General features: G+C 63.4%; 20 protein-coding genes and 1 tRNA gene. 14 read left to right on the forward strand and 7 right to left on the reverse strand.

Annotated features, from left to right (window positions below; genetic code table 11):
* Window positions 1–13: 13 nt before the first annotated feature.
* From CIMIT_RS05605 to CIMIT_RS05655, 10 genes are all read left to right on the forward strand, one after another.
* Window positions 14–4207 (forward strand): phage tail tape measure protein, encoded by a 4194-nt coding sequence (locus CIMIT_RS05605; RefSeq protein WP_051904828.1) that lies wholly within the window; start codon window positions 14–16, stop codon window positions 4205–4207.
* Window positions 4208–5131 (forward strand): hypothetical protein, encoded by a 924-nt coding sequence (locus CIMIT_RS05610; protein WP_038590326.1) that lies wholly within the window; start codon window positions 4208–4210, stop codon window positions 5129–5131.
* Between the two features lie 67 nt (window positions 5132–5198).
* A complete protein-coding gene (locus CIMIT_RS05615; protein WP_456236327.1) occupies window positions 5199–6764 on the forward strand; it encodes a Gp37-like protein in 1566 nt (521 codons plus the stop codon).
* 14 nt (window positions 6765–6778) lie between these two features.
* Window positions 6779–7378 (forward strand): hypothetical protein, encoded by a 600-nt coding sequence (locus CIMIT_RS05620; RefSeq protein WP_038590332.1) that lies wholly within the window; start codon window positions 6779–6781, stop codon window positions 7376–7378.
* Complete coding sequence (locus CIMIT_RS05625; RefSeq protein ID WP_038590335.1) at window positions 7362–7865, forward strand: hypothetical protein; 504 nt, start codon at window positions 7362–7364, stop codon at window positions 7863–7865. The genes CIMIT_RS05620 and CIMIT_RS05625 overlap by 17 nt, the downstream gene beginning before the upstream one ends.
* Before the next feature lie 69 nt (window positions 7866–7934).
* The gene (locus CIMIT_RS05630; protein ID WP_038590338.1) at window positions 7935–9995 is read left to right on the forward strand and encodes a polysaccharide deacetylase family protein; all 2061 of its coding nucleotides are present in this window, start codon (window positions 7935–7937) and stop codon (window positions 9993–9995) included.
* 69 nt (window positions 9996–10064) lie between these two features.
* Window positions 10065–11336 (forward strand): peptidoglycan DD-metalloendopeptidase family protein, encoded by a 1272-nt coding sequence (locus tag CIMIT_RS12965; protein WP_051904829.1) that lies wholly within the window; start codon window positions 10065–10067, stop codon window positions 11334–11336.
* Window positions 11336–11713 carry a hypothetical protein gene (locus tag CIMIT_RS05645; protein WP_197697021.1) on the forward strand — a complete coding sequence of 126 codons (378 nt, stop codon included), beginning with the start codon at window positions 11336–11338 and terminating at the stop codon, window positions 11711–11713. Before CIMIT_RS12965 ends, CIMIT_RS05645 begins: the two co-directional genes overlap by 1 nt.
* Window positions 11703–12140, forward strand: coding sequence for a hypothetical protein (locus tag CIMIT_RS05650; RefSeq protein WP_144311819.1), 438 nt, complete (start codon window positions 11703–11705; stop codon window positions 12138–12140). Before CIMIT_RS05645 ends, CIMIT_RS05650 begins: the two co-directional genes overlap by 11 nt.
* Complete coding sequence (locus CIMIT_RS05655; RefSeq protein WP_038590343.1) at window positions 12137–12529, forward strand: hypothetical protein; 393 nt, start codon at window positions 12137–12139, stop codon at window positions 12527–12529. Before CIMIT_RS05650 ends, CIMIT_RS05655 begins: the two co-directional genes overlap by 4 nt.
* Window positions 12530–12724: 195 nt before the next feature.
* On the opposite strand, the gene CIMIT_RS05660 is transcribed toward CIMIT_RS05655, so the two are convergent.
* Window positions 12725–12798 (reverse strand) — tRNA-Leu (locus tag CIMIT_RS05660).
* Window positions 12799–12915: 117 nt separating this feature from the next.
* Between CIMIT_RS05660 and polA the strand changes: the two genes are divergently transcribed.
* Complete coding sequence (gene polA / locus CIMIT_RS05665) at window positions 12916–15516, forward strand: DNA polymerase I (RefSeq protein WP_231910366.1); 2601 nt, start codon at window positions 12916–12918, stop codon at window positions 15514–15516.
* Window positions 15517–15967: 451 nt separating this feature from the next.
* Here the strand turns inward: polA and CIMIT_RS05670 are convergent, their stop codons facing one another.
* Complete coding sequence (locus tag CIMIT_RS05670) at window positions 15968–16744, reverse strand: class I SAM-dependent methyltransferase (RefSeq protein ID WP_169713228.1); 777 nt, start codon at window positions 16742–16744, stop codon at window positions 15968–15970.
* Window positions 16745–16940: 196 nt separating this feature from the next.
* Between CIMIT_RS05670 and rpsA the strand changes: the two genes are divergently transcribed.
* The 3 genes from rpsA (at window position 16941) to CIMIT_RS12355 (ending at window position 19559) form a co-directional block, all read left to right on the forward strand.
* Window positions 16941–18404, forward strand: a complete 1464-nt coding sequence (gene rpsA, locus CIMIT_RS05675) for a 30S ribosomal protein S1 (RefSeq protein WP_038590350.1) — start codon at window positions 16941–16943, stop codon at window positions 18402–18404.
* A gap of 78 nt (window positions 18405–18482) precedes the next feature.
* On the forward strand, window positions 18483–19091 hold the full coding sequence (gene coaE, locus CIMIT_RS05680) for a dephospho-CoA kinase (RefSeq protein WP_038590353.1): 609 nt from the start codon (window positions 18483–18485) through the stop codon (window positions 19089–19091).
* A 57-nt stretch (window positions 19092–19148) separates the two neighbouring features.
* On the forward strand, window positions 19149–19559 hold the full coding sequence (locus tag CIMIT_RS12355; protein ID WP_038590357.1) for a DUF4259 domain-containing protein: 411 nt from the start codon (window positions 19149–19151) through the stop codon (window positions 19557–19559).
* Here the strand turns inward: CIMIT_RS12355 and CIMIT_RS05690 are convergent.
* Genes CIMIT_RS05690 through CIMIT_RS05710 form a run of 5 tightly spaced genes read right to left on the reverse strand, consistent with a single transcriptional unit; the run spans window position 19501 to window position 26391 of the window.
* Window positions 19501–21231, reverse strand: a complete 1731-nt coding sequence (locus CIMIT_RS05690) for a choline/carnitine O-acyltransferase (protein ID WP_051904831.1) — start codon at window positions 21229–21231, stop codon at window positions 19501–19503. The two genes, CIMIT_RS12355 and CIMIT_RS05690, sit on opposite strands and share 59 nt — an antisense overlap.
* A gap of 55 nt (window positions 21232–21286) precedes the next feature.
* The gene (locus CIMIT_RS05695; RefSeq protein ID WP_038590360.1) at window positions 21287–22903 is read right to left on the reverse strand and encodes an ABC transporter ATP-binding protein; all 1617 of its coding nucleotides are present in this window, start codon (window positions 22901–22903) and stop codon (window positions 21287–21289) included.
* A gap of 4 nt (window positions 22904–22907) precedes the next feature.
* Window positions 22908–23885, reverse strand: a complete 978-nt coding sequence (locus CIMIT_RS05700; protein WP_084674275.1) for an ABC transporter permease — start codon at window positions 23883–23885, stop codon at window positions 22908–22910.
* Entirely contained in the window at window positions 23885–24832 is a 948-nt protein-coding gene (locus CIMIT_RS05705; protein WP_038590363.1) for an ABC transporter permease, read from the reverse strand. The genes CIMIT_RS05700 and CIMIT_RS05705 overlap by 1 nt, the downstream gene beginning before the upstream one ends.
* A gap of 5 nt (window positions 24833–24837) precedes the next feature.
* On the reverse strand, window positions 24838–26391 hold the full coding sequence (locus CIMIT_RS05710; RefSeq protein WP_038590366.1) for an ABC transporter substrate-binding protein: 1554 nt from the start codon (window positions 26389–26391) through the stop codon (window positions 24838–24840).
* Window positions 26392–26394 lie beyond the last annotated feature (3 nt).

The following is a 26394-nucleotide window of genomic DNA, read 5'->3' on the forward strand; positions in this document are numbered from 1 at the left end:
GAGGTGTTCGCTCATGGCAGGCGCAGCTGGATATGCCGTTTTGCCTACCACTATTTCGCTCTCGGGGATTAACAAGGAGCTGCAGTCGCAGCTTCTGGCTCCGGCGTCGAAGGCGGCGAAGAAGGCCGGCGACTCCATCGAGAAGGGCATCACCAAGGGCACTGATGATGCTGCGAAGCGCGTTGAGAAGGCCAACTACCGTGTGAAGAAGTCCTCGGAGGAGTTGGCTGATGCCGAGGCGAAGCGTAACTCTGAGGTGTTGAAGTCGCAGGCCGCGGCGAAGCAGTTGGAGGCTGCGGAGTCGAAGCTTGCCGACATGAAGAAGTCCGGCAAGGCCAGTTCTGAGCAGTTGGCGAAGGCTGAGGCGGATGTGCTCAACAAGCGCGCCAAGGTTGAAACTGCCGCGCAGAATGTGGAGAAGGCCGAGCGCGGCGTCGAGAAGGCCATGGCTGAATCGAAGCGTGCCTCTGATTCTCTCGCGGCGGCGCAGAAAGACCTCGAGAATGCCACGGATGAAGCCACCAGTGCGACCAAGGAGTTTGGCGACGCTGCGGCTGATGCTGACGGTAAGGGCCAGGGCTTTGAGGTGTCGCTGGGCAAGATCGCGGCGGCTGGTGCCGTGGTGGTCGGTGCGGTTGGTGCTGCAGGCAAGGCCGCGTATGACATTGGTGCCCAGTTTGATGATGCGTATGACACGATTCGTGCGGGCACTGGTGCTAGTGGCGCTGCGTTTGAGGAGCTGCAGGATTCGATGCGCAAGGTCGCTGGCGAGTCCATTGGCGTTGGCTCTGATATGGGGGCTATTGGTTCGACGCTTGCGGATCTGAATACGCGCCTTGGTTTGACTGGTGAGCCGCTCGAGGAGATGACGGCGCAGTTCATGCAGCTGCAGAACCTGGGTGTCGATGCGGACATCAACGAGGTATCGAAGGCCATGTCTGGCTTTGGTATTGAGGCCAAGGACATGCCGGGCGCGTTGGATGAGTTGTTCCAGGTGTCGCAGGCGACCGGTCTGACGATTAGCGAGTTGTCGCAGTCGGCAGTGAAGGCCGGACCTGTGTTGCGCGGGTTTGGGTTCTCCATGTCCGATTCTGCCGCTCTGGTGGGCCAGATGGATAAGGCCGGTCTGGATGCGGATAAGACGCTGCAGTCGATGCAGCGTGCGCTGGCGGAGTTTGCGTCTGAAGGGCGTGACGCTCCGGAAGCGCTCAAGGAGACCATCGGGTCGATTGAAGACCTTATCAGCGCGGGCGATGATGCTGCTGCGATTGATATGGCGTCCGGCATTTTCGGTTCTCGTGGTGCTGCCCAGTTCGTGGATGCGGTGAAGACCGGCACGCTGTCTGTGGATGATTTCATGGATGCGACCGGTGCCACGTCGGACACGATTGGGGGACTAGCGGAGGAGACTGCAGACTTCGGGGAAAAGTGGGACCAGCTTAAGAACCAGGCCATGTTGGCATTGGAGCCTATCGCGACGCAGGTTTTTGACTCTTTGGTTCCGGCTTTGGACCGTGCTCAGGGTGCTTTTGAGTTCACTCTCGATGCGGTGAAGGACTTTGCCGAGTGGGTGCAGAAGAGCAAGGATTGGCTGCTGCCGTTGGGGGCTGGTCTGACCGTTGTGGCCGGTGGGCTGGCGGCGGTTGCTTTCCAGCAGAAGATTATTGCCGCTGGCGGTTTGATTAAGTGGTTCAAGAGCCTGTCTAGTGTCACGAAGTTGATGACCGGTGTGCAGGCGGCGTTCAACATGGTGATGGCTGCGAACCCGATTGCGCTTGTCACCATTGCGATTGCTGGCCTAGTGGCTGGTCTAGTGGCGTTCTTCACCAAGACCGAGACTGGCCGGGAGATGTGGGCCTCGTTTACCACCGCTATTGGCGAGGGGTGGACGTGGCTGACGGAAACGCTGTCGGCGGGGTGGGAGTGGCTCAAGTCTGCGGTGTTCGATTCGTGGAATGCCACTGTTGAGGGGGTTCAAGACGGGTGGCAGGCCACGGTTGATGCGGTCACCGGTGGGTGGACGTGGTTGAAGGACACGTTCGTCGCGGTGTGGGAGACCATCAAGACGGTGGTGTTCTGGGCGTGGAACCGTGAGGTTGAGGGCTGGAAGAACATCTTCGAGTCCGCGAAGAACGGGATCAACGCTGCGTGGGACGCGATCAAGGGTAAGGCGTCCGAGGCTGTTGGTGCGGTGCGCGGCAAGATTCAGGAGATGGTGAACACCATCGCCCAGGTGCCGGGCAAGGTGAAGTCCGCTTTCGCTGACGCTGGCACGTGGTTGGTCAACGCCGGTAAGAACATCATCAGCGGCTTGATCAACGGCATTAAGTCGATGTTTGGGCAGGTTGGTAACGCGATTCGTGAGGTCATGCCTGATGGCGTGGCTCGTTTTGTGCCTGGGATTGCGACTGGTGGGCAGGTGCCTGGGTATGCCCGTGGTGGGTATATTCATGCGATTCCGGGTATTCCTGATTCGCAGCGTGACCCGATTTTTGGGATTGATTCTGCTGGTGTTCCTGTGGCTCGGATTGAGCCGCGGGAGTACGTCGTTAACCGTGAGGCGACGAAGGATAACTTGCCGCTTCTGCAGGACATCAACTCCGGCAGAATCTCCATGAAGGATTTGCCGGGCTACGCCGACGGCGGCGTAGTCTCCTCCCAGGAAGTGCTCGATTTTGCCTGGGGCAAGAGCGTCCGGGGCAAGAAGGGGCCCGCGCCGCTCGAGGGGTACCCCTACACCTGGGGTGGTGGCCTGCTTGGCAACTGGGGTGACTGCTCGGGCATGATCTCCGGCCTGGCTGCATTCATCGTCGGCATGGACATCGTGGGCCGTAAATTCGCCACGGGCAACGAGGGCTCGGTGCTTTCCAGCATGGGCTTCACGCCGGGCACCTCGCCGGGTAAGTCCGCTTTCGAGGTCGGGTTTTTCAACGGCGGGCCTTACGGTGGCCACACGTCTGGCACGATCTACGAAGCGTCCGGCAAGGCAACCAATGTCGAGATGGGTGGCGGGCGTGGTAACGGCCAGATTGGTGGTGCCGCTGCTGGTGCTCGTCACTCCCAGTACACGGATCGGTTCTGGATTCCGCTGCAGGATAAGCCGCCTGAGCCGCCGAAGATGAACGAGATTCTGCCGATGGCCGCGACGGGCGAGATTGACGCCTCGCTGGTCACCGGTGGCACGTCCGCGCCGGGCACGTCGACGGAGACGGTGAAGCTGTCACCGCAGGAGGCAGCTATCGCCACTGCGGCGGACGAGCTGGGCGACCAGTCCGTAGTCGAGCACCTCACCGCAGGCCTGTTGGATATGGCGGGCCTGTCCGATGGTCTGCTCGAGAAGGCGCTTCTCGGCAAGCCAAGTGATTGGCTACCGTCCGGTGATTCCATCATCACGGAGAAGCAGGTGCAGGTGCCGACTTCCTCCCGGCGTGAGGAGCCAACGGAGCCGGTTGATAAGACTGTGGCCCCGGCGGTGATCACCCCGGCGGAGGAGGAGAAGCTCAAGGGCCCGGACTGGGGCCCGGAGTTCTTCGCGGGTGAGATTGCTCGCAAGGCGAAGGACATGGGGCTGGATAAGCTGGCTGCGAAGATTGGTATCGCGACGGCGCTGGTGGAGTCTGGTGACCCGTTGAAGATGTGGGCGAACCGTGCGGTGCCGGAGTCGTTGAACTTCCGGCATGACGCTATCGGCTCGGATTACGACTCGGTTGGTTTGTTCCAGCAGCGTGATAACGGTGCCTGGGGCACGGTCAAGGAGCGCATGACGCCGTTTGACTCGGCGGGCATGTTCTTCGACAAGCTCAAGGGCTTTGATTACAGGTCGATGGACCCTGGCGCGGCAGCGCAGAAGGTGCAGGTGTCGGCGTTCCCGTCGCGGTACGGCCAGCAGATGGGCGCGGCTGAGTCCCTGCTCGACAAGGTCGGCGTGTTCGACCAGGGCGGGTGGCTCAAACCGGGCGGCATCGCCGTGAACCTGTCGAACGAGCCGGAGCCGGTTTTCAACGGTGACCAGTGGCGCGACATTAAACGTGGCGGGCTGAATGGTGAGGACGGGGTGACTGTTGTGGTCAACCTGGACGGCCAGGAAGTGCTGCGTAAGCGCGTCGACGCCGTGGAGGGCCGCGTCGAGATTAACGAGCGCGATCTGGCTGATTTTAAGAATCGTCGTCCTGCGATGGCGGTGACGACACGAGGAGGTGCATTCTAGATGGTCGCTCCGGTGCGCTTCGGCGGCGGGCACGCAGGCGTTGACTTGGTTGAGCCTGGGTACAAGGTGACCTACACCGCGCCGCATTCGCCGGGGGAGCAGTTCATTTTGCATTCGATGCTTGACGCTGAGGCGGATGAGCAGCGGGTGGTGCTCAAGGAGGACGGATTCTCCGGTGGTGTGGGGCAGGTGGATTTTTCCTTGGCTGAGTCGGTGAACCGGTTTGGTGCGCGTGCTACGGGGTGGCGTGTGCCGGAGTTCGACGGGTCGCTGGATGTGACCGTTCGCCCTGGGCCTGGTGGTCTGCCGGACACGGTGCGTGATTGGCGGCGTGCGTGGTCGCACTTTGAGGACGGGAAGCTCAAGGTCGTGGCGCGTGATGGCGGGAACCGTGAGGCGCGTGTGCGGCTGCTCAGTTTCAGTGATGTGCCGGGTGACCCTGCTGGTGCGACGTTGCATGAGGAGACCGTGCATTTCGTGTGCCTGGACGGGTTCTGGCGCGGGCCAACCACCCGGCGTACGGGTGCGTTTGAGGTTGCGGTGCCGGGTGATCTCGCGCCGTCGCTGCGCCTTTGGTGGGACGGTGAGACGGAGACTGAGTTTCGGTTGCCGTCGGAGCTGAAAGTGTCCTTGTCGACCAAGCCCGCGTCGTCGCCGGGGAGCTGGATGGATGACTACATTATCCGCCTTCCTGGCAATGACTCCACTGGGCCTGCGAAGCTTGGCCCTCGGTTTATCAACCTGGATAGGGGTATGCAGGGCCAGGTGACAACGGAGGACGGGCGGGTGGACTCCGGCACGTGGTCGTCGCTGCGTGGTGTGCTCGTCGGCGAGACGCTCACCCCGCACCGTGTGTATTCGTTCGAGCTGGGGCCTGGCCTTGAGCTGTGGGCAACCCCGCGCTATTTGACCCCGTGGAGGTGATTGCGTGGTTTCTTGGGAGCAACACAAGGCGCACCGAGAAGCGGTGGCCGAGGCGCACGGCCAGTGGGTGGGCCTCGTCGATAAGGACTGGGTGCCCATCATGGACGTGGAGGACTGGCTTAGTGCCGAGTGGCCGAGCGTGTTTGCTGAGACTGGCAGCATGAAGATGGTATTGCCCGGCGAGCTCGACGGCGGGGTACGCAACCCCGTGGTCGACTACCTGCTGACGAATGACCTGGGGAATTTGGATGATGTGCCGACGCTGGATGCGCTTTTGCATTCGGCGGTGCATATCGTGGTGGAGCGCCCCGGTCTGGACCGGCGCTGCTACCGCATTTTGGAGATCGTGCCGGAGGGCGGGCAGGATAACCCAGCTAGGGTCACGGTTACTGGTGTGGACCTGATTGAGCACTTGAAGCACCTGCCACTGTGGGCGAACCCATCCAATAGGTCGAAGGTTGTGCAGGCGCAGTGGCAGGACACGCAGGACGGGCCAGCCGAGAAGGTAAGTCGGAAGCTGATTGGGCGTAACTTGATTGGCTATTTCCAGCCGTCGATGTTGCGTGACAGCAGGTGGATGACCGACGGGTATTCCAAGACCGAAAGATGGTCTGCCCTGCAGCCGAACATGCACCCCATCATCTGCTCGCCCATCGAATCCGGCAATGACTCGGAATGGTGCGAGATTTCCGCACGGTGGGATAACGCGTGGGACTTGGTGAAGGGCACGTGGGATGCGGCGGGCATTCTGCCTATCGCGCGCCTGTGGTGGCCGGGGGACGCGCAGCCCTTCCCGCAGCACACCAAGCTGCAGTTGCCGACGGTGGTGATTGACTTTTCACCGCGCGCCACAGTCACCGGAGCAGCCGGTTTCGTCGGACAGGGGCTACGTCACCTGCGACGCAAGATCAGCTCGGATGACGCGATCACCAGCGTGGTTGACTTCACTGACGTTGGTTTGCGGCAGCGTGACGGGCGCGCCCCCTGGGTGGTCTACACCTTGCCGGAGGGGCCGGAGGTCACGATACGAAAGTCAACCGATCACCGCTTCCTCGTAGGCGGGAAGGCACCTGACCTGGTGAACAAGGCTGTGAAGATTGGTGTGAAAACTACGGTTGCGGCGCTGGTCTCAATGGTTCCTGGTATCGGCCCGCCGACTGCAGAACTGATTAAGGGTGGTGGCGAGCTCGCCGCCGAGCTGACCGCAGACCGCCTGCTCAATCTGAACGAGTACATCGACAAGAACAGGCAAGCTCACTACGGGCGTAGCGCTTACGTTTCGCTCGCTAAACCGGGTGAGGCTAACAGCATGGAGTCGCTGCAGAAAGCATGGGGCGCGAAAACAGAAACCGAGGGCGGGGTCTCCATCCAGTTCACTCTGGACAGCCCCGACCCGTATTTGCCGGGGCGTGATTTCGACCTGGGCGACACCATCGGTGTCACCGCGTGGGGCGTGGTCTACGCCGCCTACGTCTCCGAGCTCACCTGGACGTCGGAGCCTGGAACACCGGTCGGGTGGGAGGTCTCGCTGGGGAACTTGGCCGCGCTCGCCAACCCGGAAGAACTGTTCGCCCAGAATCTTGCGCAGGTGCGTGCCGTCATCGCGCGTCTGAATCTCACTCGACAAAGCTAAAAGGAGGAACACACGTGGATTACGAGCAGGTCGTGCCGACTGAACTTCCGCCTGGTGAGCACCCGTACGCAGGCATGTTCGTCGGGCTGGTCGCGCAGGGGCGGGAGTCGGCGGTGGCGCGGTTAGTGTTTGATGAGCTCGGGGCGCGACTGTACACGCCGGATGCGCGGTTTATTACGCATGCGTGGGCGGTGGACTTCGCGCTACCAAACGGCAGGGAGGAAGTATCCGTTGGGGATACCGTCACGTGGCGTATTCCTGGTGCTGGGGTAGCCGGGGTCCGTCTCGTCTCCGGCGCACTCCCGCCCGGCATCCGTCTTGAGCGACACACGGGGCGATTGGTTGGCGAGTTCACCACACCCGGCGTGTACTCGGCAACGTTCGCGGTAGGCCCGGCTGTGAAGCTCGACCTCATGGGCGGTACAGGACTCGCTGGTGACGCGGTCAAATGGATGCCGATTGACCAGCCTCGCACCCCCGCGAAGAGTGACGTTGAAGTCCCCAAGACACTCGACACGCTCACCGCGCAGGAGCTCGACGCGCTCACTGCAGAAGCGCAACGTCTCATGCGGATTAAGGCCCAGGAGGTGCGCGTGAATGATCCTGCCATCTAAAAGCGACACCACCCACGTCGAAACCGACTTTGATACCACCGGCAAGCAAGAAGCCGAAGCGTTCCTGTCCGAGATGGAAGCCGACGGCACCAAGGCAGGTGAAGTCGTTGCGGAAATAGCAGCCAAGGCAGAGTCGGCGAATGCGGCGTTTGGTGAGCTCGCCAAGCGGGTGAAGGCGCTGGAAGAACGGCCTGTGCCGAGGCAGTCGTTTGTGGCTGTGGCTGGTGTGCCGCAGGGCAGTTGGTCGAAGTGGGATACCTCGACGGTGCCTGGGTGGGTGACCGTGGAGCGGGGAGGGGAGTGTTTGCGGCTCCCGTCAGGCAGGTACCGGCTCGAAGTGCTCAACAAGACTGCCCTGGCGTATCTCGATGGAAACAGCTTGGGCCAACTGTCGGATGTGAAATATCTTCCCGCTAAGGTGGGGGTCGAGCTATACGCGTCAGCGGTGTCTAACCAACCAACGATTATCGTTTCTCCACTGTTCTAAGACAGTCCGTTTTAAACCCATCCGCCTCGCCTATGCGCGGGGCTTTTCTTATGAAAGGAAACATTGAACATGGCTGAAATTACTGTGGAGGGCACCCTTGCTGATGTCACCGCCCGCCCGGTGTCGGAGGTCACGTCGGTGACCGCGAAAGCAGCGCGCCCCACCCCGGTCGCAGGCGGTCTTATCACCACGGAACCGGTGCATGTCGACTACTCCGCAGAGTCCGGGACGATCAGGCTGACGCTTACTGCTGGTGTGAAGTCGTGGCTGTACCTCGATGGTGACGGCTGGTCGGACAGTGTGCCTGTCATCGCGGCTGCTGGCATGACGGAACTGTGGGAAGCAGTGATCAATGGACTCAACTTTCCGACCGATATTGGTGAGTACCTCGGGATTAAGGACACAGTTAATTCCGCCCTGGAAAAGAAGATCGCGGAGATTGGGGCGAATTACCCGTTCGACAAGTGGTTCCGAGGAAACTTGGAGGTCGGGGTTTCTGTTGATGAGTTGGTGTTTGAGGAGCATGCTGGTGTGTGGGCGTTGACCGCTGGTCGAGCGCAGGACAACAGCCTGCCTGCTGCGGATTATGGTGCGTTGACGGTCAAGTGGGTGGCGTCAACGTCGTCGCCGTACGTGGTGCAGACGTGGGAGCCTGTGTCCACCCCTGGGTGCTGGCGTCGTGTGCAGAAGGCAGGCGGCGGATGGACACCATGGACAGCCGGAAACACCGATAAATGGTTCCGAGGAAACCTCGAGGTCGGGGTTTCTGTTGATGAGTTGGTGTTTGAGGAGCATGCTGGTGTGTGGGCGTTGACCGCTGGTCGAGCGCAGGACAACAGCCTGCCTGCTGCGGATTATGGTGCGTTGACGGTCAAGTGGGTGGCGTCAACGTCGTCGCCGTACGTGGTGCAGACGTGGGAGCCTGTGTCCACCCCTGGGTGCTGGCGTCGTGTGCAGAAGGCAGGCGGCGGATGGACACCATGGACTAAGGAAGGAACTGCGGGCTCCGGTGCGGGCGCTCACGCCGCACGATACGGCGACCTCGTAGCATCACGAGGCGGACGAATCGGCACCGGAGGAAAACCCGTCATCTCCTTCCGCTTCGACACCAACCAAGGCGCATTCGACAACAACATCCTTCCCCTGCTGCGCGAACGCAGCCTACCTTCCACCATGGCGTGCTTCTACGACATGATGAACCCGCAGCCCGGCTACTCCAACGACGACAGTGCCGCTGCTGGCAAAACGTGGACAGACCTGCAGAACAACTTCCACCGCGGCGTGGAGATCTTCTCCCACTCTTACTCCCACCAGGACGCTGCTACACCGCAGGAACTCCACCGCGAGATTGTGGAGTCGCGCCGCATCATGGAGGCGGTGATGCCAGACGTCCGAGTGCATGGGTGGGACATGCCGGGTGTTACCGGCACCCAGTACATGGGGTGGTGGGACGCCTGGCGCGAAACCGACACCCGAGTCGAGCACCCCGCGCACTCGCTCCTCGCGTCAACCTACGCGACGTGGAACATCTCCGGCTACGGCACCAACACCCTGGGTGTGCCGGAGACACGCTACTACGGGGTGGAGAAGTACACCTTGTCTCAGGTGAAGAACCTGGTGGCAGAAGCGCTGCGCACCACGACTGGGCTGACGTTGATGATGCACCCGCATCAGATTGGCCGTACCGGCTACATGAGCCTGGAAACATTCACGCAAATGCTGGACTACGTCGTCGAGCTGCGTGATTCTGGGCAGGTAATGGTGCTGTCCCAGGGTGGGCAGGCGGTTGCTGACCCGTCCACGTCGTGGCGTTCATCCCTGACACCAAAGCTCGCGGGGTGGGCTGGCGACCCCTCGGACAAGGTGTCCTGCACCGTGCCGCTGGGACGTGCGAACGAAGTCGGCGGAGGGATGCGCGAGCTCGTGGTCGAGACCACCGGCACTGGCGCGCTGCGGTTGTCGGTGACTGCGGGAGACATCATGGACGTTTACCAAACCGTCGAAGTTGCGCCGGGGAAACCGGGCAGGCTGCAGATCGGCGTGCCACGCCGCGCCAACTCGCTCACACTGACCGCGGAGGTCGCCTCCGGCTCACCCACCATCACCAACATCGGCCTATACGGCGTCTAGTCACCAACCAGATCTAGCCCCACGCACAAATGTGTGGGGCTTTTCCCATGCCAAAAAGGAGGTAAGGACATGGTCACGATGCCTGTGCCAAAGGGCTTTTACGTCACCAGCGGTTTTGGGCCGCGCTCTGGTGGCTACCATTGGGGTACCGATTTTGGCCTAGACGGCGGGTCAGGTGGCAAGCCTGTCTACGCCGTCAAAGACGGTACCGTCACCCGCGCTGGTGCCGCATCCGGTTTTGGCCGGTGGGTGACAGTCGACCACCCCGCATCTAATGGTGGCGGGGAGACGGTCTACGGCCACGTCATCCCCGAGGTCACGGTGGGGCAGTCTGTGCGCGAAGGGCAGCGGATCGCCCGCATCGACCCCGACTCGCGCACCAACGGTGGGGTAGCCCCGCACCTGCACCTCGAGTGGCACCGCTATTCGTGGGTGCCACCCGGCCCGGACAGGCTCAACCCAGCGCACATGCTCAAGGGCGCACGGTGGGTAGGCGACAAGCCAACAGTGGGGCGCGTCGCTACCGCCGCCGCAGCAAACGTCCTCGACTGGACGCAGCGCTTCACCTTCGGAAAGCCAAGGCCCACCCACCACATCAAAAGCATCATCATCCACGTCACCGTCAACCCACCCGGCACACCGGCAGAAAACGTCGCGCAATACCAGATCAACAGTCGGTCTGGCTCCTACCACGAGCTCACAGACACCACGATCAAGCACCTCATCGAAAATACCGACGACTGGCTCACCTGGTCAACCGGAAACTGGGGCAACAACATCGGCCTACACCGGTCTTTCGTCATGCGGGGCAGCGAAACACGCGCACAGTGGCTCGTCTACATCGACATGCTGCGTGAAGCCGCGCAGCGCGACGCGGAATGGTGCCGAAAATACAACATCCCACCGGTCAAACTCACCGCAGCTGACCTACGCGCCGGGAAGAAAGGCTTCACCGGCCACCTGGAAACTGGCCAAGCATGGGGCGGCACCGACCACGTCGACCCAGGCACCGGGTTCCCCTGGGACATCTACCTCGGCCTTGTCCGCGACTACCTCAACGGCACCAACAAGAAGGAGGGCAACATGCTCACCACGAAATACTTCACCGACTTCATCAAGGGCTTCATCGGCCCCGTCATCTCCGATGTCAAGGACATTCGCCAGCAGCTCACGGGTGGGCGTGACGCCGGGCAGTACGGCGGCTGGTCAATCTCCCAACTGGTGCGCAACTACCGGTCGAAGCCGGGAGACCGCGGCACGATCCCGGAGATGATCGCCGTCGCGCTTACCGAGATCGAGGAGCTGCGCGAGGACGTCAAGGCACTCAAGGAGGAACGCTAATGAACCCGCAAATTCAAATCGCAGTAGAGAATGCGCTTGCCGCCCAGCCGTGGTGGGCGCGCCGTAAGGACACCATCACCGCTGTGGCGGGCACTATCATGCAGCTTGCGAACGTGGCGGTGGCCTACACCGCCGATGGCCCAGAATGGGCAAGCGTCGCGGTCGCCTTGCTTATCGGCTTGTGCCAGATCGTCGTCCATGCTGGTACGCCAGGGGCGATTACCCCGTCTATGGCTGCGCGGCTAGAGGATGAAGCGCCCGCGCCGGACGATGAGGGTGGTCTTGCCGATGGTGCACAGGCGAACGAGCTGGCAGGGATCGCTATGGCTAACCCGGATGATCCGGGGGTGTATGAGGGGGCGCACCGTGCCGAGTAAACGCAAGCTGTCGGCAACCTTGCAGCGTTGGATGCCGCGCCTGCTCGCGCTTTACTGGGCCAAGTTCTCCATTCACACCACCTACGCCTACATCTCGCTCGTTCCGCCGCAGCTCGCACAAGTCGACGGTGTGACACCTATCCCGCTGTGGCTGGTGTGGAGCGCGCCCGCCGTCATTCTAGTGCTCGGAGTGTTCATCCCGCCGTGCGCGAGCACGAGGGCACAGAACGTGGCCAGGTGGTTGCGCATCGGTGGCTGTTTCTTGCTCACCGTAGGGATGATCATCTGGTCTTCCGCGTTCTACCTCGACCCGCCGCGTGGCTGGGTATCGGGCAAAAACTACGAGGCATTGGCCGTCATGTTGGCCTTCACCACTTGGTTTATCGCACGCGATGAGACAGGCAGAAAGCGGGTGATGCGTGAGTGAGCACGGAGATTCTTGTCGGTCTGATCTCGCTGATCGGCGGTATCATCGTCGCGGCTATCGGCTGGCTGGGCAGGCGGGATGAGACGACAACGACGGCGTCGGAGACGCTGATTAATGGGCAGTCGGCCCGCATCGACAAACTCGAGACCAGACTGGACAGCGTCGAGTTCGCGCTGCGGGAAACTCGCGAGGAGCTACAGGCGATCCAATCGCATGCTGGTGACCTTCGCGATGCGCTCAGGCGCGCCTTGGTGTGGATTAGCGAAGCGCTGGAGCATTTCCGCTCGCCGGAGTCGATTGCCCCGCCGGATGAGCCGGATGTGGAAGCATGGCGGAAGCTAATCGAGTCCCCGCCCAGGGCGCGTAATCCGCCGACAAACTCAACCTAGCCTTATTTGACCCCTGCTCTGGCTGCGCGCCAGGGTGGGGGTCTTTTCGTGTTTTTGGGGTGGGTTTTGTGACTGCATTTTGACTACAAAAACCCCCGGAAACCCCCGGAATCGCCCGGAAAACGTTTTAGCGTCACAAGAACAAAAACACCCCGCCACCAGCATTTATGCCGGTCGCGGGGCGTTACGAAATTGTGCCCCAGGTGAGACTCGAACTCACACTGGACGGGTTTTGAATCCGTTGCCTCTGCCAATTGGGCTACTGGGGCTCGCGGGAAAGCTTAACCCATCGCCGCACGGATCCGGAAATTGTGGGCCGCGTAGGGCAGCTAGACTGGGGCACCGTGACTGATCAAAAACGCCTTCTGCTCATCGACGGACACTCCATGGCCTTCCGCGCCTTCTACGCCCTGCCCGCGGAGAACTTCTCCACCACGGGCGGCCAGCACACGAACGCGGTCTACGGCTTCCTCTCCATGTTTGCCAACATCCTCGCTGACGAGGCGCCGACGCACGTCGCGGTGGCCTTCGATGTGGGGCGCAAGACCTTCCGCACGGAGCGCTTCCCGGAGTACAAGGCGCAGCGCGAGTCGGCGTCGCCGGAGTTTAAGGGCCAGGTGCCGATCATCGAAGACGTGCTGCACAGCCTCGGCATCGTGACCTTGTCGAAGGAAAACTTCGAGGCCGACGATATCGTCGCCACGCTGGTGACCCAGGCGCGCGGTGATTTCGAGATCGTCATCGTCACCGGCGATCGCGACTACCTGCAGCTTGTCGACGCCACCACCACCGTCCTCTACCCAACCCGCGGCGTGTCCACGCTCACCCGCTTCACCCCGGAGGAGGTCGAGCGCAAATACGGGCTCACCCCGGAGCAGTACCCGGACTACGCGGCGCTGCGCGGCGACCCGTCGGATAACCTGCCGAGCGTGCCGAAGGTGGGGGAGAAGACGGCGACGAAGTGGATTGTGCAGTACGGCTCGCTGGCAGAATTGATCGCGCACGCCGACGAGATCAAGGGCGTGGCGGGCAACAACTTCCGCGAACGCATCGAGCAGGTGCAGCTCAACCGGGAGCTGACCCAGATGGTCACCGACGTCGAACTGCCGGTCGGCCCGGAGGACCTGGAGCTCAAGACTGCCGACGTGAGCGAGGTCTCCAAGGCTTTCGGCGACCTGCAGTTCGGCGCGAACCTGCGCGAGCGCGTGCTTGCCGCCGTGCCCACCGACGGCGAAGGCGCGAATGCGCAGCCGCCGGTGGAGCTGCCGGAGGTGGAGGTGGCCGACGAGCCGCTCGACACCTGGCTTGAGGCGCGCCGCGGCGAGGGCCTTGCCCTCTACCTGTCCGGTACGGCGGTGCCGGCGGGTGGAGATGTGACGGGTTTGGGGATCGTCGATAAGCAGCGGCGCGGCATCCAGCGCGACACCGCCGACCTTTCCCCGGCCGAGGACGCGGCGCTCAAGGCGTGGCTGGAGTCGGAGGATCCGAAGTATTGCCACGACGCGAAGGCGGCCTATCACATGCTGCGGGGGCGCGAGATCACGCTGCGCGGCATCGCACACGACACCGCGATCGCCGCCTACCTTTTGCGACCCGGGCAGCGCACCTACGAGCTGGAGGACGTCTACCAGCGCCACCTGCAGCGCCAGCTCACCATCGGCGGCGACCAGCTGAGCCTGCTCGCCGACACCTCGCTTATCGACGCCGCCGCGGCCGTCTTAGAGCTCGCCGAAGCGCTCACCGCGCAGCTGCGCGAGATCGACGAGTACGAGCTCTACGCCGACCTCGAAGTGCCACTGGTGACGATCCTTGCCGAGATGGAACACACCGGCATCGCCGTCGACCGCGACGTCCTCGAGGCGCAGCGCAAAGACTTCGCCGACAAGGTGACGCAGGTCGAGGAGAAGGCGCGCGAACTCGTCGACGAGCCCGACCTCAACCTGTCAAGCCCGAAGCAGCTCTCGGTGGTGCTCTTTGACAAGCTCGCGCTGCCGAAGACGAAGAAAACGAAGACCGGATACTCCACCGCGGCGAGCGAGATCGAATCGCTGGCCGAGAAGCACCCGCACGAGTTCCTCGACTACCTGCTGCTGCACCGCGAGTACCAGAAGATGAAGTCCACCATCGAGGGGCTCATCAAGGCGATCCACGACGACGGGCGGATCCACACCACCTTTAAACAGACGGTTGCATCAACCGGTCGCTTAAGCTCCGCGGACCCGAACCTGCAGAACATCCCGGTGCGCACCGACGCCGGGCGCGAAATCCGCTCCGCGTTTACCGTGGGCACGGGCTACGACTGCCTGCTGACCGCCGACTATTCGCAGATCGAGATGCGCGTGATGGCGCACCTTTCCCGCGACGAGGGGCTCATCGACGCGTACAAGACGGGGGAGGACCTGCACAACTTCGTCGGCTCCCGCGTCTTCGACGTACCGATCGACGAAGTCACCCCGGAACTGCGCCGCCGCGTTAAGGCGATGAGCTACGGCCTGGTCTACGGGCTGTCGGCCTACGGGCTGTCGAACCAGCTGGGCATTACTCCCGGCGACGCGAAAGAGATTATGGAGAGCTACTTTGAGCGCTTCGGCGGGGTGAAGCGCTACCTCGACGAGGTGGTCGAACAGGCTCGCCGCGACGGGTACACCTCGACGGTGTTTGGGAGGCGTCGCTACCTGCCGGAGCTCAACAGCGATAACCGGGTCGCGCGCGAGAACGCTGAGCGCGCCGCGCTGAACGCGCCGATCCAGGGCACGGCCGCCGACATCATTAAGGTGGCGATGGTGCGCGTCGACCACGCGCTTGAAGGCTACGACTCGCGCGTGCTGCTGCAGGTCCACGACGAACTCGTCGTGGAGATCGCCGACGGCGAGCTTGACGCGGTGCGCGAGATTGTGGAGCGCGAAATGGATCAGGCGATCACGCTTCGCGTCCCGCTGGAGGTATCCGCTGGCACGGGCAAGAACTGGAACGAGGCAGCGCACTAAAAGCGCACTCGTTGTCCGCCTCGTCACCGGCGGGCGCGGGGCGTGCATAGCCCTTGTTGGGCAGTGCTTCCCCGCGCCCGTCTCCGTTCGTAGCTCCTCACCCCCCCAAAAAAGAGCTACGACCCCCGATCCCCCATAGGTGAGGTATCCCCCAATACCTCGGGCTTCTTCCCTCTTCATTTTTCAATGCCCCCTGCTGGGGAAGAGGTTTCCGGTGTGGCTCCGCCGTACCGTTCCGAAAACCAAGGCTGACTTTAACAGCTTCAGAGACTGCTGCCAGCGGACCGTTATTGGTAATTCAGCCATGAGTGATGTTTTATATTTTTCGGCAGTTTTCACAATGTGGGATTGCTGTGACCTGCGGCGCTTCCGGGTGGGCGAAATGAACGAATTGCGCAGCATGGAATAGCGACTATGTTCCCAAACCTTCTGCTTACCCTATTCGGGGGCGCTAAGGTGCGAGCGTGGAGAAGATTGCTGTGCCCGGAAAGAGCGCACCGCGTGCGGGCGACCACTGACCCCAGGTGGTGGTGAGGTCTGTGGGCCAGGTGGGCTCGGTGACGTCGAGAAGCGAAAAGCCCGCGGTGCGCAGCGCGCGCACCCAGTCGCCGAAGGTGCGGTGGTACTCCGCGTAGGTCAGTGCGCCTGCCGAATCGCGCTCCTCGTAGGCGCGGTCGAAGTAGCTAATTGCGGCGGTGAAGATGTCCGGGTCGTCGGGGAAGACCCAGCGCATCGGGTGGGTGACACTAAAGACAAAGCGGCCGCCCGGACGCAGGACGCGGCGGATCTCGGTGAGCGCGACGTCGAGCTCGGCGACGAAGGGTAGCGCGCCGAAGGCGGAAAACGCGATGTCAAAGGTGTCGTCCCGGTAAGGGATCGCGAGCACGTCGGCCTGGGTGAGCGCGAGGCCGTCCGCGGCGCGCGCGAGCATGCCAGCGGAGATGTCGAAGCCGGTGACAAGACGTGCGCCTTGACTCGCGAGCCATTCGGTGCAGGCGGCGGAGCCGCAGCCGACTTCGAGGATGGAGGTGCCGGTGACGTCGCCAAGCAAGCGCGCGTCGGCCTCGTGCAGCATTTCCGGGCACCAGTAGAAGCTGGACAAATACTCAGTGTGATCGGCGTGGTAGCGCTGCGCGTCCGCGTCCCAAAAACGGCGGTTGGCTTGCGAGGCGGTGGGGCTTAAGCTCATGGGGCCTTTCGGGGTCGGGGAAAGGGCGGTGACGTGCATATATGATTTGCTCGCGCAGTTGGCAGGCAGTAGTGTGTTTGGGGCGTATCGCAGTATCGGGGCGACACCAGCCGTAATAGGAGGGCTCGGGTCGATCCTCGCGCGAGATCCACTCTGGAGTCAAACATGCCCAAGGTGTGAGAGATACGCCCCTGTCCAATCACGATCTCCTATTCAATTCGGAGCACATACACTTATGCGCACTACTAACGCACCGCAGGTAGCCATCAACGACATCGGTGGCCCTGAGGAATTTCTCGCTGCAGTCGACGCCACCATCAAGTACTTCAATGATGGTGACATCGTCAGCGGCAAGGTGGTCAAGGTTGACCACGACGAGGTTCTGCTTGACATCGGGTACAAGACCGAAGGTGTCATCCCGACCCGCGAGCTGTCCATCAAGCACGACGTCGACCCGGACGAAGTGGTCGAGGTCGGCGATGAGATCGACGCGCTTGTCCTGACCAAGGAGGACAAGGAAGGCCGCCTCATCCTGTCCAAGAAGCGTGCTCAGTACGAGCGTGCTTGGGGCACCATCGAGGAGCTGCAGAACAACGACCAGCCGGTTACCGGTACGGTCATCGAGGTCGTCAAGGGCGGCCTCATCCTGGACATCGGGCTGCGCGGCTTCCTGCCGGCATCCCTGGTTGAAATGCGCCGCGTCCGCGACCTGGAGCCGTATATCGGCCAGGAGCTCGAGGCGAAGATCATCGAGCTGGACAAGCACCGCAACAACGTCGTCCTGTCCCGCCGCGCGTACCTGGAGGAGACCCAGTCCGCGGTTCGCTCCGACTTCCTGCACCAGCTGCAGAAGGGCCAGGTACGCAAGGGTGTCGTGTCCTCCATCGTCAACTTCGGCGCTTTCGTCGATCTCGGCGGTGTCGACGGCCTGGTCCACGTGTCCGAGCTGTCCTGGAAGCACATTGACCACCCGTCCGAGGTTGTCACCGTTGGCGACGAGGTCACCGTCGAGGTGCTCGACGTCGATCTGGACCGCGAGCGCGTCTCCCTGTCGCTGAAGGCGACCCAGGAGGATCCGTGGCGCGTCTTCGCCCGCACCCACGCTGTGGGCCAGATTGTGCCGGGCAAGGTCACCAAGCTCGTCCCGTTCGGTGCGTTCGTGCGCGTCGAGGAAGGCATCGAGGGCCTCGTCCACATCTCCGAGCTGGCCCAGCGCCACGTCGAGGTGCCGGACCAGGTTGTCAACGTCGGCGAAGAGGTCATGGTCAAGGTCATCGACATCGACCTGGACCGTCGTCGCATCTCCCTGTCGCTCAAGCAGGCTGACGAGGACTTCACCGAGGAGTTCGATCCGTCCCGCTACGGCATGGCCGACTCCTACGACGAGCATGGCAACTACATCTTCCCGGAGGGCTTCGACCCGGAGACCAACGAGTGGATGGAAGGCTACGACGAGGCTCGCCAGGAGTGGGAGGCACGCTACGCCGAGGCAGAGCGTCGCCACCAGGCACACGCCGCCCAGGTCGAGCGTCACCGCGCCGCAGCTGCCGAGGCTGCGGACCAGGCAGCAGACCAGGCAAACTACTCTTCCGACTCCAGCGCTGCAGCTCCGGCAGCCGAGCCGGCAGAGTCGTCCATGGGCTCCCTGGCTTCCGATGAGCAGCTCGCCGCACTGCGCGACAAACTCACCGGTAACTAAACTCGCTTGAGTATCGGCCCGCGCCGGCGTCGCTTACCGACGTCCGGCGCGGGCCCTTTGTGTTCTATCATCGCCTTCATGTACATGATCGGACTTACCGGCGGCATCGGCAGCGGCAAATCGACGGTCGCCGAGATGCTGCGCGCCCACGGCTTGCCAGTTGTCGACGCCGACCAGATCGCCCGCGACATCATGGAACCGGGCTCTCCCGTGCTGGATGACGTCGCCGCGGTGTTCGGCGCGGACCTCATCGGCTCAGATGGGGCGCTCGACCGGGCGGGGCTGGCCGCCCGCGCGTTCGTCTCCGAAGAGCAGACGCAGAAGCTCAACGCGATCACGCACCCGGCGATTCGTGCGGAATCGGCGCGACGCTTCAGTCAGCTCGAGCGGGCGGGCGAGAAGGCCGCTGTCTACGACATGCCGCTGCTCATCGAGCTCGGCTTGAACAAAGACATGGACCTGACGGTCGTGGTGGACGTGGACGCCGATGAGCGGGTGCGCCGCCTTGTGGCGCACCGCGGACTCGATGAGAACGATGCGCGGAACCGGATCGAGCGTCAGATCCCGGACGCGCAGCGTCGCGCTGCGGCGGACGAGATCCTGGACAACAACGGCACGCTCGCCGATCTGGAACGGCAGGTGGAGGCGCTCGTCGATCAGATCACCAACATATTGCTTGGTGTTTAACCATTGTTTGCCTGGGCGAAAGCCCTGGGAAACTTCGCTGGCTTAGATTCTTTCCCCATGGGTACGTGGAACTATGGGCCGTTTGATAATGACCACGCGCTTGATGCCGTGCGCGCACTCGCGGACGGCTCTTTCAAGATGGATCGGTTCCGCTTCGATTGCGGCGAGCTGCCGCTGGATTCCGCGCAGGCAGAAGTCGTCGTCGCGCTCGTGGCGGTGATGAACGGCCATCTGCCCTCCGACGAGTTCGAGGAGGCGCTCGCCTTCGAGTTCTCCTTCCACGACCGTATTTGGCTCCGGCGCCAGGTCAGGGCGTTGCTGACCTCGCGCGACTCAGACCTGTACGAGCAGTGGCAGGAGGCGGGTGAGCTGGATCAGTGGCTCGCCGCCACCCGGTACGCCACCGGTGTTAGCCGTCGAGCTCGCCGCAGAACTGCCAAAGCAACTCGGAAGCGCGCGCGAGGTTAGCTAAAAACTCCTGCGGCTTTTCTGCGGTTTCTGTGTTGTAGGACACGCAGTACTTGGTGGTTTCCGTGAGTGGAGTATAGGCGATGCCGAAACCCTCCGGCAGTGTCGGAGCGAAGGCGTAGCGCACGATCTGGTTCGCGCTGCCGACGGAGGTGGTGGACAGGAAGTCCTTGCGCGCGGCGGTGACAACTGGATCGCTGCAGAACGGGTCGGTAGCTGTGCCAGTCTCTTGGGCGTCGAGGAGCTCGAGCATTTGGATGTGGCGGTCGATCCCATTGCCGGATTTGCAGCGCTTGACCCATCCGCGGTGCGCTTCGGCCGCGGCGACGAGCTGCTCGCGGGTCGCGGTACCCGCGACGAGGGCGCGTGCGAACGCTGCCGCCTCCGGGGTCAAGGCACGCAGGCACTCGGTGCGCCCGGCGCGGTACTCGCGCATGTCTACGGCCTCGTAGACGGCGCGGACACGGCCGTAGGTGAGCTGCTGCGCGATCGTCATGATCAGCTGGGCGCTCGCGTCGCGGCTGAACTTGAAGGGCAGGTCGGTAGGCGGGATGTCCACGGGGCGCAGCTCTACCGTGTAGGGGGCGGCCGGCGTGTCTGGGGCGTGGTCGAGCTCCCAGCGCAGCTCCTCGGGGGCCTGCTCAGCCAGGGTGGGCGACTCCTGCACGTTGGCGTCCTGCATACGTGAAACCGCGGTGACCAATGTGCCGCCGTCCTGGCAGGTGTGTTCGACGTGTACGGCGGTCCAGTCGCTGTCGAGGCCGAGCTGGTAGCTCAGCGGCTTGTACACCCATGCACCGCGGGGGCGGAACGCGAGGTCCGCGAGCAGCGCGGCGTCGTCGCGTCCCGAAGTGTTGACTAGATCGACGGTGAACAGCAGGTCGGCAAGCCGTTGGTAGGTGTGCGGGTTGCGTTCGATGAGCTCCGTGAGCTCCGACTCATCGCCGGCGAGCGCGGCCGCGTTGAAGTCCGCCTGGTCAGGAGACGGGGTGCGCGCGGCGGCCAGCACCGTGTCCAGGTTTGCGGCGAGGTGCTCGTGCGGGGTGACGTTGCCCTCGGCGTCGCTGATGGGGAGGGCGAAAAGGCGGCCGTCGACGAAGATGCCGATCTCGCGGTCCGCAGCCGACTTCGTGCAGACCGCGACCTCGTCTACATCTGGGCGCGGGTGGCGCAGCCCGCCGTTGAACACGAACCACTGGTTCAGCGTGATGCGGTTACCGCGCGCGTCCACATCCTCCGGCAGCGCGTCGCCGGCCGCCTGCAGGTGGACGGTGGCGATGCGCTGGATGGCCGCGGCAGCGCGCTGCGTCCCGGTGGTACCGGCTCCGAAGGGGGCGAGCTGGAAGCCGACGTTTGTGCTCAGTTGGAGTGGCCCGCGGACAGCGAGATAGCCCTCATACCATTCGTCGTGCAGCCAGTTCGTGCCCTCTGCTTCGCGAGAAACGGCACGCTTGCGCAACGCAGCGTCGAGAAGCGGGCCCTTGCTGTGCGCGAAGTCCTCGATTACCCGGGAGGCGTGGGCACGCTCCTCCTCATCGAGCATCGCCGAAAGCGCTGTGGCGTACTCGCTGAGTGTCTGCTCGAGCGGAGGCAGCGGCAGCGGCTTTAAGTCAGCAGTGGCGGGGTGAGCGGAAAGAGAGTGCACATCAAAGGTGTGCAGGGTTTCGGGCACGGTGGCTCGCTTCCTTGGGCTGGGGGATACGTTGCACCCCCAGCCTAGCGAGTCCTTACAGCGAAGGGATGTCCGCCAGCAGGTGCTTGGTGTAGTCGTGCTGCGGGTTGTGCAGCACCTCGTCCACTGGCCCGTAATCGACGATGACGCCCTTGTTCAGCACCGCGATGCGCGTGGCCACGTGGCGGGCCAACGCGATGTTGTGGGTGACGAAGAGCATGGACAGGCCGCGCTCGCGGCGCAGCTTGGCCAGCAGGCGGAGGATCGAAGCCTGCACTGACACGTCCAGGGCGGAAGTAATCTCGTCGCACACCAGCACCGAAGGCGCGTTGACCAGCGCGCGTCCGATGGCGGCGCGCTGGCGCTCGCCACCGGAGAGGTCGCCAGGGCGGCGATCGTAGAAGCTGGGATCCAGCTGGACGGCCTCGAGTACCTCGTGCACCACCTCGCGCTGCTGGGCGCGGGGCAGGCGCTTCGACATCTCCATCGGCACGCTCAGCGACTCGCCAATGGTGCGCCGCGGGTTGAGCGAGGAGAACGGGGACTGGAAGATGTACTGCACGCCCTGGCGCTGGTCTAACGTGCGCTCCCGGCTACCACGCTCGAGCTCTTCGCCCTGGAAGCGGACGGAGCCGGTGTAGCCGGGGTTCAGTCCCGCGATTGAGCGGGCAAGCGTGGTCTTGCCGGATCCGGACTCGCCCAGCAACAGGATTGACTCGCCTTCCTCTAGTTCGAGGTTGATGCCATGGAGGACCTTGTTGTCTCCGTAGGACATCTCGAGGTTGCGGACCTCGAGCAGTGGAGTCTCGCCGCGTTCGGCGGGCGCGACGTCCTCGAGTTCGGCGATGTTCTTCTTGCCCTCCAGATCGGGGATAGAGGCCAAAAGCTTCTTGGTGTAGCGGTGCAGCGGAGAGTAGAGCACCTCGTGGGCGGTGCCAACTTCCACGATGTCACCGCGCAGCATCACGATCACACGGTCGACCAGCTCCGCCACCACGGCCAGGTCGTGGGTGATGTAGAGGGAGGCAACGCTGTGGCGCTGCGTCATCTCGCGGATGGTCTCCAGCACGTGCGCCTGGGTGGAGACGTCGAGGCCGGTGGTGGGTTCGTCGAGAATGAGCACGTCCGGGTGCAGAGCAAACGCCATCGCGATGCCGACGCGCTGCTGCTGGCCGCCTGAGAGCTGGTGCGGCCAGCGGGCGAGGTATTCGTCCGTATCCGGCAGGTCCACGTCGCGCATGACCTCGCGGATCCGGCTCTGCTTGTCGCCGTCGTAGTTGTGCTCGTCGAGGACTTCGCGGATCTGCTCGCCGATGCGCATGGCGGGATTCAGGCTGAGCGCCGGGTCCTGGGGGACGTAGGCGACACGGGATCCGCGCATATCACGCAGCTCATCTTCGTTAAGGCTGAGCACGTCGATGTTGTCGTTGTTGCGGGTGTGGAGGGTGATCGTGCCGTCGGTTAGCGAAAGCCCCGTGCGGCAGTGGCCGAGTGCGGCGAGCCCGGCGGTCGTTTTGCCCGAGCCGGACTCGCCGACCAGGCCGACGATCTCGCCGCGATGCAGCTCGAAGTCGATGCCGTGGAGGATCTCGGTGCCGTCGTTGGCGCGGATACGCAGGTTGCGGACCTCGAGGACGACCTCGGAGGCGGAGGGGGTGAGAGCGGTCGACATGGGTTTAGGCCTCCTCGTTGTGGCGGATCGGTTCGTTCTTCGGCTGGCGGGCAGCCTCCAACTCCTCCGGGGTCGGCTTGGCGGGCATTGCGGTGGACGCGGTGGCGCGTGCGGTGGCGTCGGCAAGCATGTTGGTACCGATGGTGAGAAGCGCAATCGCCAGCACCGGCAGAAGTACACCCCAGGGCTGCAGCGAGAGCGCGATACGGTTCTCATTGATCATCAGGCCCCAATCCGCGGCCGGCGGCTGAATACCCAGGCCCAGGAAGGACAGCGAGGCGATCGAGCCGATGGAGTAGGTCAGGCGCAGCCCGGCCTCGACGGCGAGCGGGCCGGTGATGTTGGGCAGAATCTCGCGGGTGAGGATGCGGCTGTGCGGCATGGAGTACATCTGGGCGGCGCGGATGTAGTCCTCGTTGGTCACCGACATGGTCGAAGCGCGTGCCACGCGCGCGATGCGCGGCGCGTGGGTGAGCCCGATGACCAGCACCAGCACGGTCGCCGAGGGCCCGAAGATCACGATCGCCAGCATGGCGAAGATGAGCTGGGGGAAGGCGAGGATGACGTCGTTAAGCCGCATGAGCACCGAATCGACCCAGCCGCCGGTATAGCCTGCGACCATGCCGATGATGGTGCCTACGATCATGCCAAGCGCGGTGGCGAGGAACGCCGTGACCAGCAGCACCAGGCCGCCGGCGATGAAGCGGGAGAACACGGAGCGGCCCAGGTTGTCGGTGCCGAAGGCGCCGTCCTTGGTAAAAGGCAGGCCGAGGAACTCCGTGGTGGAGTAGCCGGTGATCTGCTCGGCGAAGAGGTAGCCGATCACGGTGCAGATGATGATCAGGGAAGTCAGCACGAGGCCGACCTTGCCCTCTGGTTGAGCCCAAATGCGGGCGAGCACGGGGGCCGGTTTGGACAAGGAGACCTTGAGCTCATCGTCCGGCGAAACGGTGGATTCCGGGGTGGTGTTGGGCGATGTCATCAGTTGCTCCTCAGCTTCGGGTTGGCCATGATGCTCACGATGTCGGCGATGAGGTTCACCACGACGTAGACCACGGCGATCAGGAGGGAAACGGCTTGCACGACTTGGACGTCGCGGTAGTTGACGGCGTCGATCAGCGCGACGCCTAAGCCCGGGTATCTAAAAAGGTACTCGACAACGACGATGCCGCCGGCGAGCCACGCGAGCTGGATCGCCACGACCTGCGCGATCGGGCCGACCGCGTGCGGCAGCGCGTGGCGGAAGATCACGCGGCGCTCCGGCACGCCCTTCAGCCGCGCCATCTCGACGTAGCCCGAGTCGAGGGTCTCCACCATCGTCGCGCGCGTCATACGCGCGATGTAGGGGCTGACCACCAGCGCGAGCGTGAGCGTCGGCAGGATGAGCTGCGAGGGGAACTCCCACACGTGGCTACCAGGCGGTGACATCGTCACCGCGGGCAGCACCTGGAAGACGGAGGTAGCGAAGATGGTGATCAGCGCGATACCGATGACAAACTCCGGCATCGCCGCAAGGATCAAGGTGACCCAGGTGATCGCCTGGTCACGCTTGTAGCCGCGCCACCAGGCTGCGTAGATGCCCACGAGAATGCCCACCGGGATCGACACCAGCGCGGCGAGCAGCATGAGCACGAGCGAGTTGGCCAGCGGCTCCCCGAGCAGCTCCACGACCGGGCCGCCCGTCGAGGTAGACGTGCCCAGATCGCCGGTAAACAGGCCGCCCAGCCATAGGAAGTAGCGCTGGATCGGGGGCTTGTCCAGGTTCATTTCCGCCTCGAGCGCGGCGATGCGCTCGGGCGTGGCCTGCTGGCCGAGGATCGCAGTTGCGGGCGAGCCCGGTAGCAAAAGCGTGGCGCAAAAGATGATGATGGACACCGCGATGAGGATGAAGATACTCACCGCGAGTCGTCGCAGAATAAATTTCCCCATTGCTGTTATGCCTCCGCAATCCAGATTTGGTGGAAGTTAGCGTGTGAAAGCGGCACACCGCTCGGGTGAGGGGTGAGGCCGACGATGTAGTTGTGGTAGGCGTCGATCTGGTTGGCAAAGCCCCAGATGATGTACCCGCCCTCGTCGTAAAGCTCTTGCTGCAGCTCGCGGATGCGCGCCTCGCGCTGTTGCTTATCGACGATCGCGCGCGCCTCATACACCCGGTCGGTGAAATCCTCGCGCACCCAGTGCGTCTCGTTGAACGGCGAGTCCGCGGTCGCGCACTGGTTGACCTGCTGCAGGAAGTTGCGGGTGTACCAGAACGACTGCGCAAACGGGTACTCCAAGTAGTTGCCCGAGGCGTAGAAGGTCGAGGCATCAACCTGCTTGATGTTGACCCTGATCCCGGCCTGGCTCGCCTGCTCGGCGAAGACCTGGGCCGCGCGCACCGCGCCGGACTGGATTTCGGAGGTGACAAGGTCGACCTCGATGCCGTCCGGGTAGCCAGCCTCGGCGAGTAGCGCCTTCGCCTTCTCCACGTCCTGCTCGCGCTGCGGGAAGTCCGCAGGGTACGCGTCGTCGTACCGCGCGAACATGTCGTTGCCCAGCTGTCCTTCGCCGGAGTAGACCTGGTCGACCATCTGCTGACGGTTGACGGCAAGCCGCATCGCCTGACGTACGCGGAGGTCGTCGAAGGGCTCGACATCGACGCGCATGGTTAGCGGCAGCCACATGCCGGTCTCGGACACAAGGGTGTCCAAGCGCGGGTCGGACTCGATGACGCGCGCGAGCGCGTGGTTCAGGCTGCCGATCGCGTCGACTTGGGAGGACAGCAGCGCGTTGAGCATCGCGTCTTCTTCCTGGAAGTCGATGATGCGCACCTTGTCCAGGTGGGCTGGCCCGGCCCAGTAGTTGTCGTTGCGTTCCAAGGTGGTTGACTGGCCCGCAGTAAAGTCCTTGAGCTTGAACGCACCGGCGCCGATCGGGTGCTTCGGGTCGTAGTCCTCCGGCACGATGCCCATCTGGTACTCGGCGAGCGAGTCCACCAGCGCGGCGTCCGGCTCAGAAAGGCGCAGCAGGAGCCGACGCTCGTCGAGCACCTCCATGTCCGCGAGATGGGCGATTGAGGCGGCACCGGACTTCGGGTCCTCGGGGTCGCGGATGCGGTTGTAGGAGAACATGACGTCCTCAGGCCGGACCGGGCGGCCGTCGGAAAACTGCACGCCCTCGCGCAGCGTGATGGTCCACTCGGTCGCGTTGTCGTTCGGCTCGATGGCCTCGGCGAGGAGGTACTCCAGGTTGTAGTCGTCGTCGCGGCGCGCCAGTGCGTCGTACAAGTTGATCACGCGGGCGGCGTCACTGGTACTGGTGGGCACATGCGCGTCGATGGTGTCGGTGGAGGAGCCACCGACGAGCCCGATGCGCAGCGTCCCGCCCTTGCGCGGGGGACCGGAGGTATCAATTTCCTCCACGGGGGCGGTCGAACACGACGCGAGCGCTAGCGTCGCCCCTCCCATCACCGTGGCGCGCAGGAGCTGCCTGCGGCTGAGTTGCAACATGGT

It is taken from the genome of Corynebacterium imitans (genome assembly GCF_000739455.1).
Classification (GTDB): Bacteria; Actinomycetota; Actinomycetes; order Mycobacteriales; family Mycobacteriaceae; genus Corynebacterium; species Corynebacterium imitans.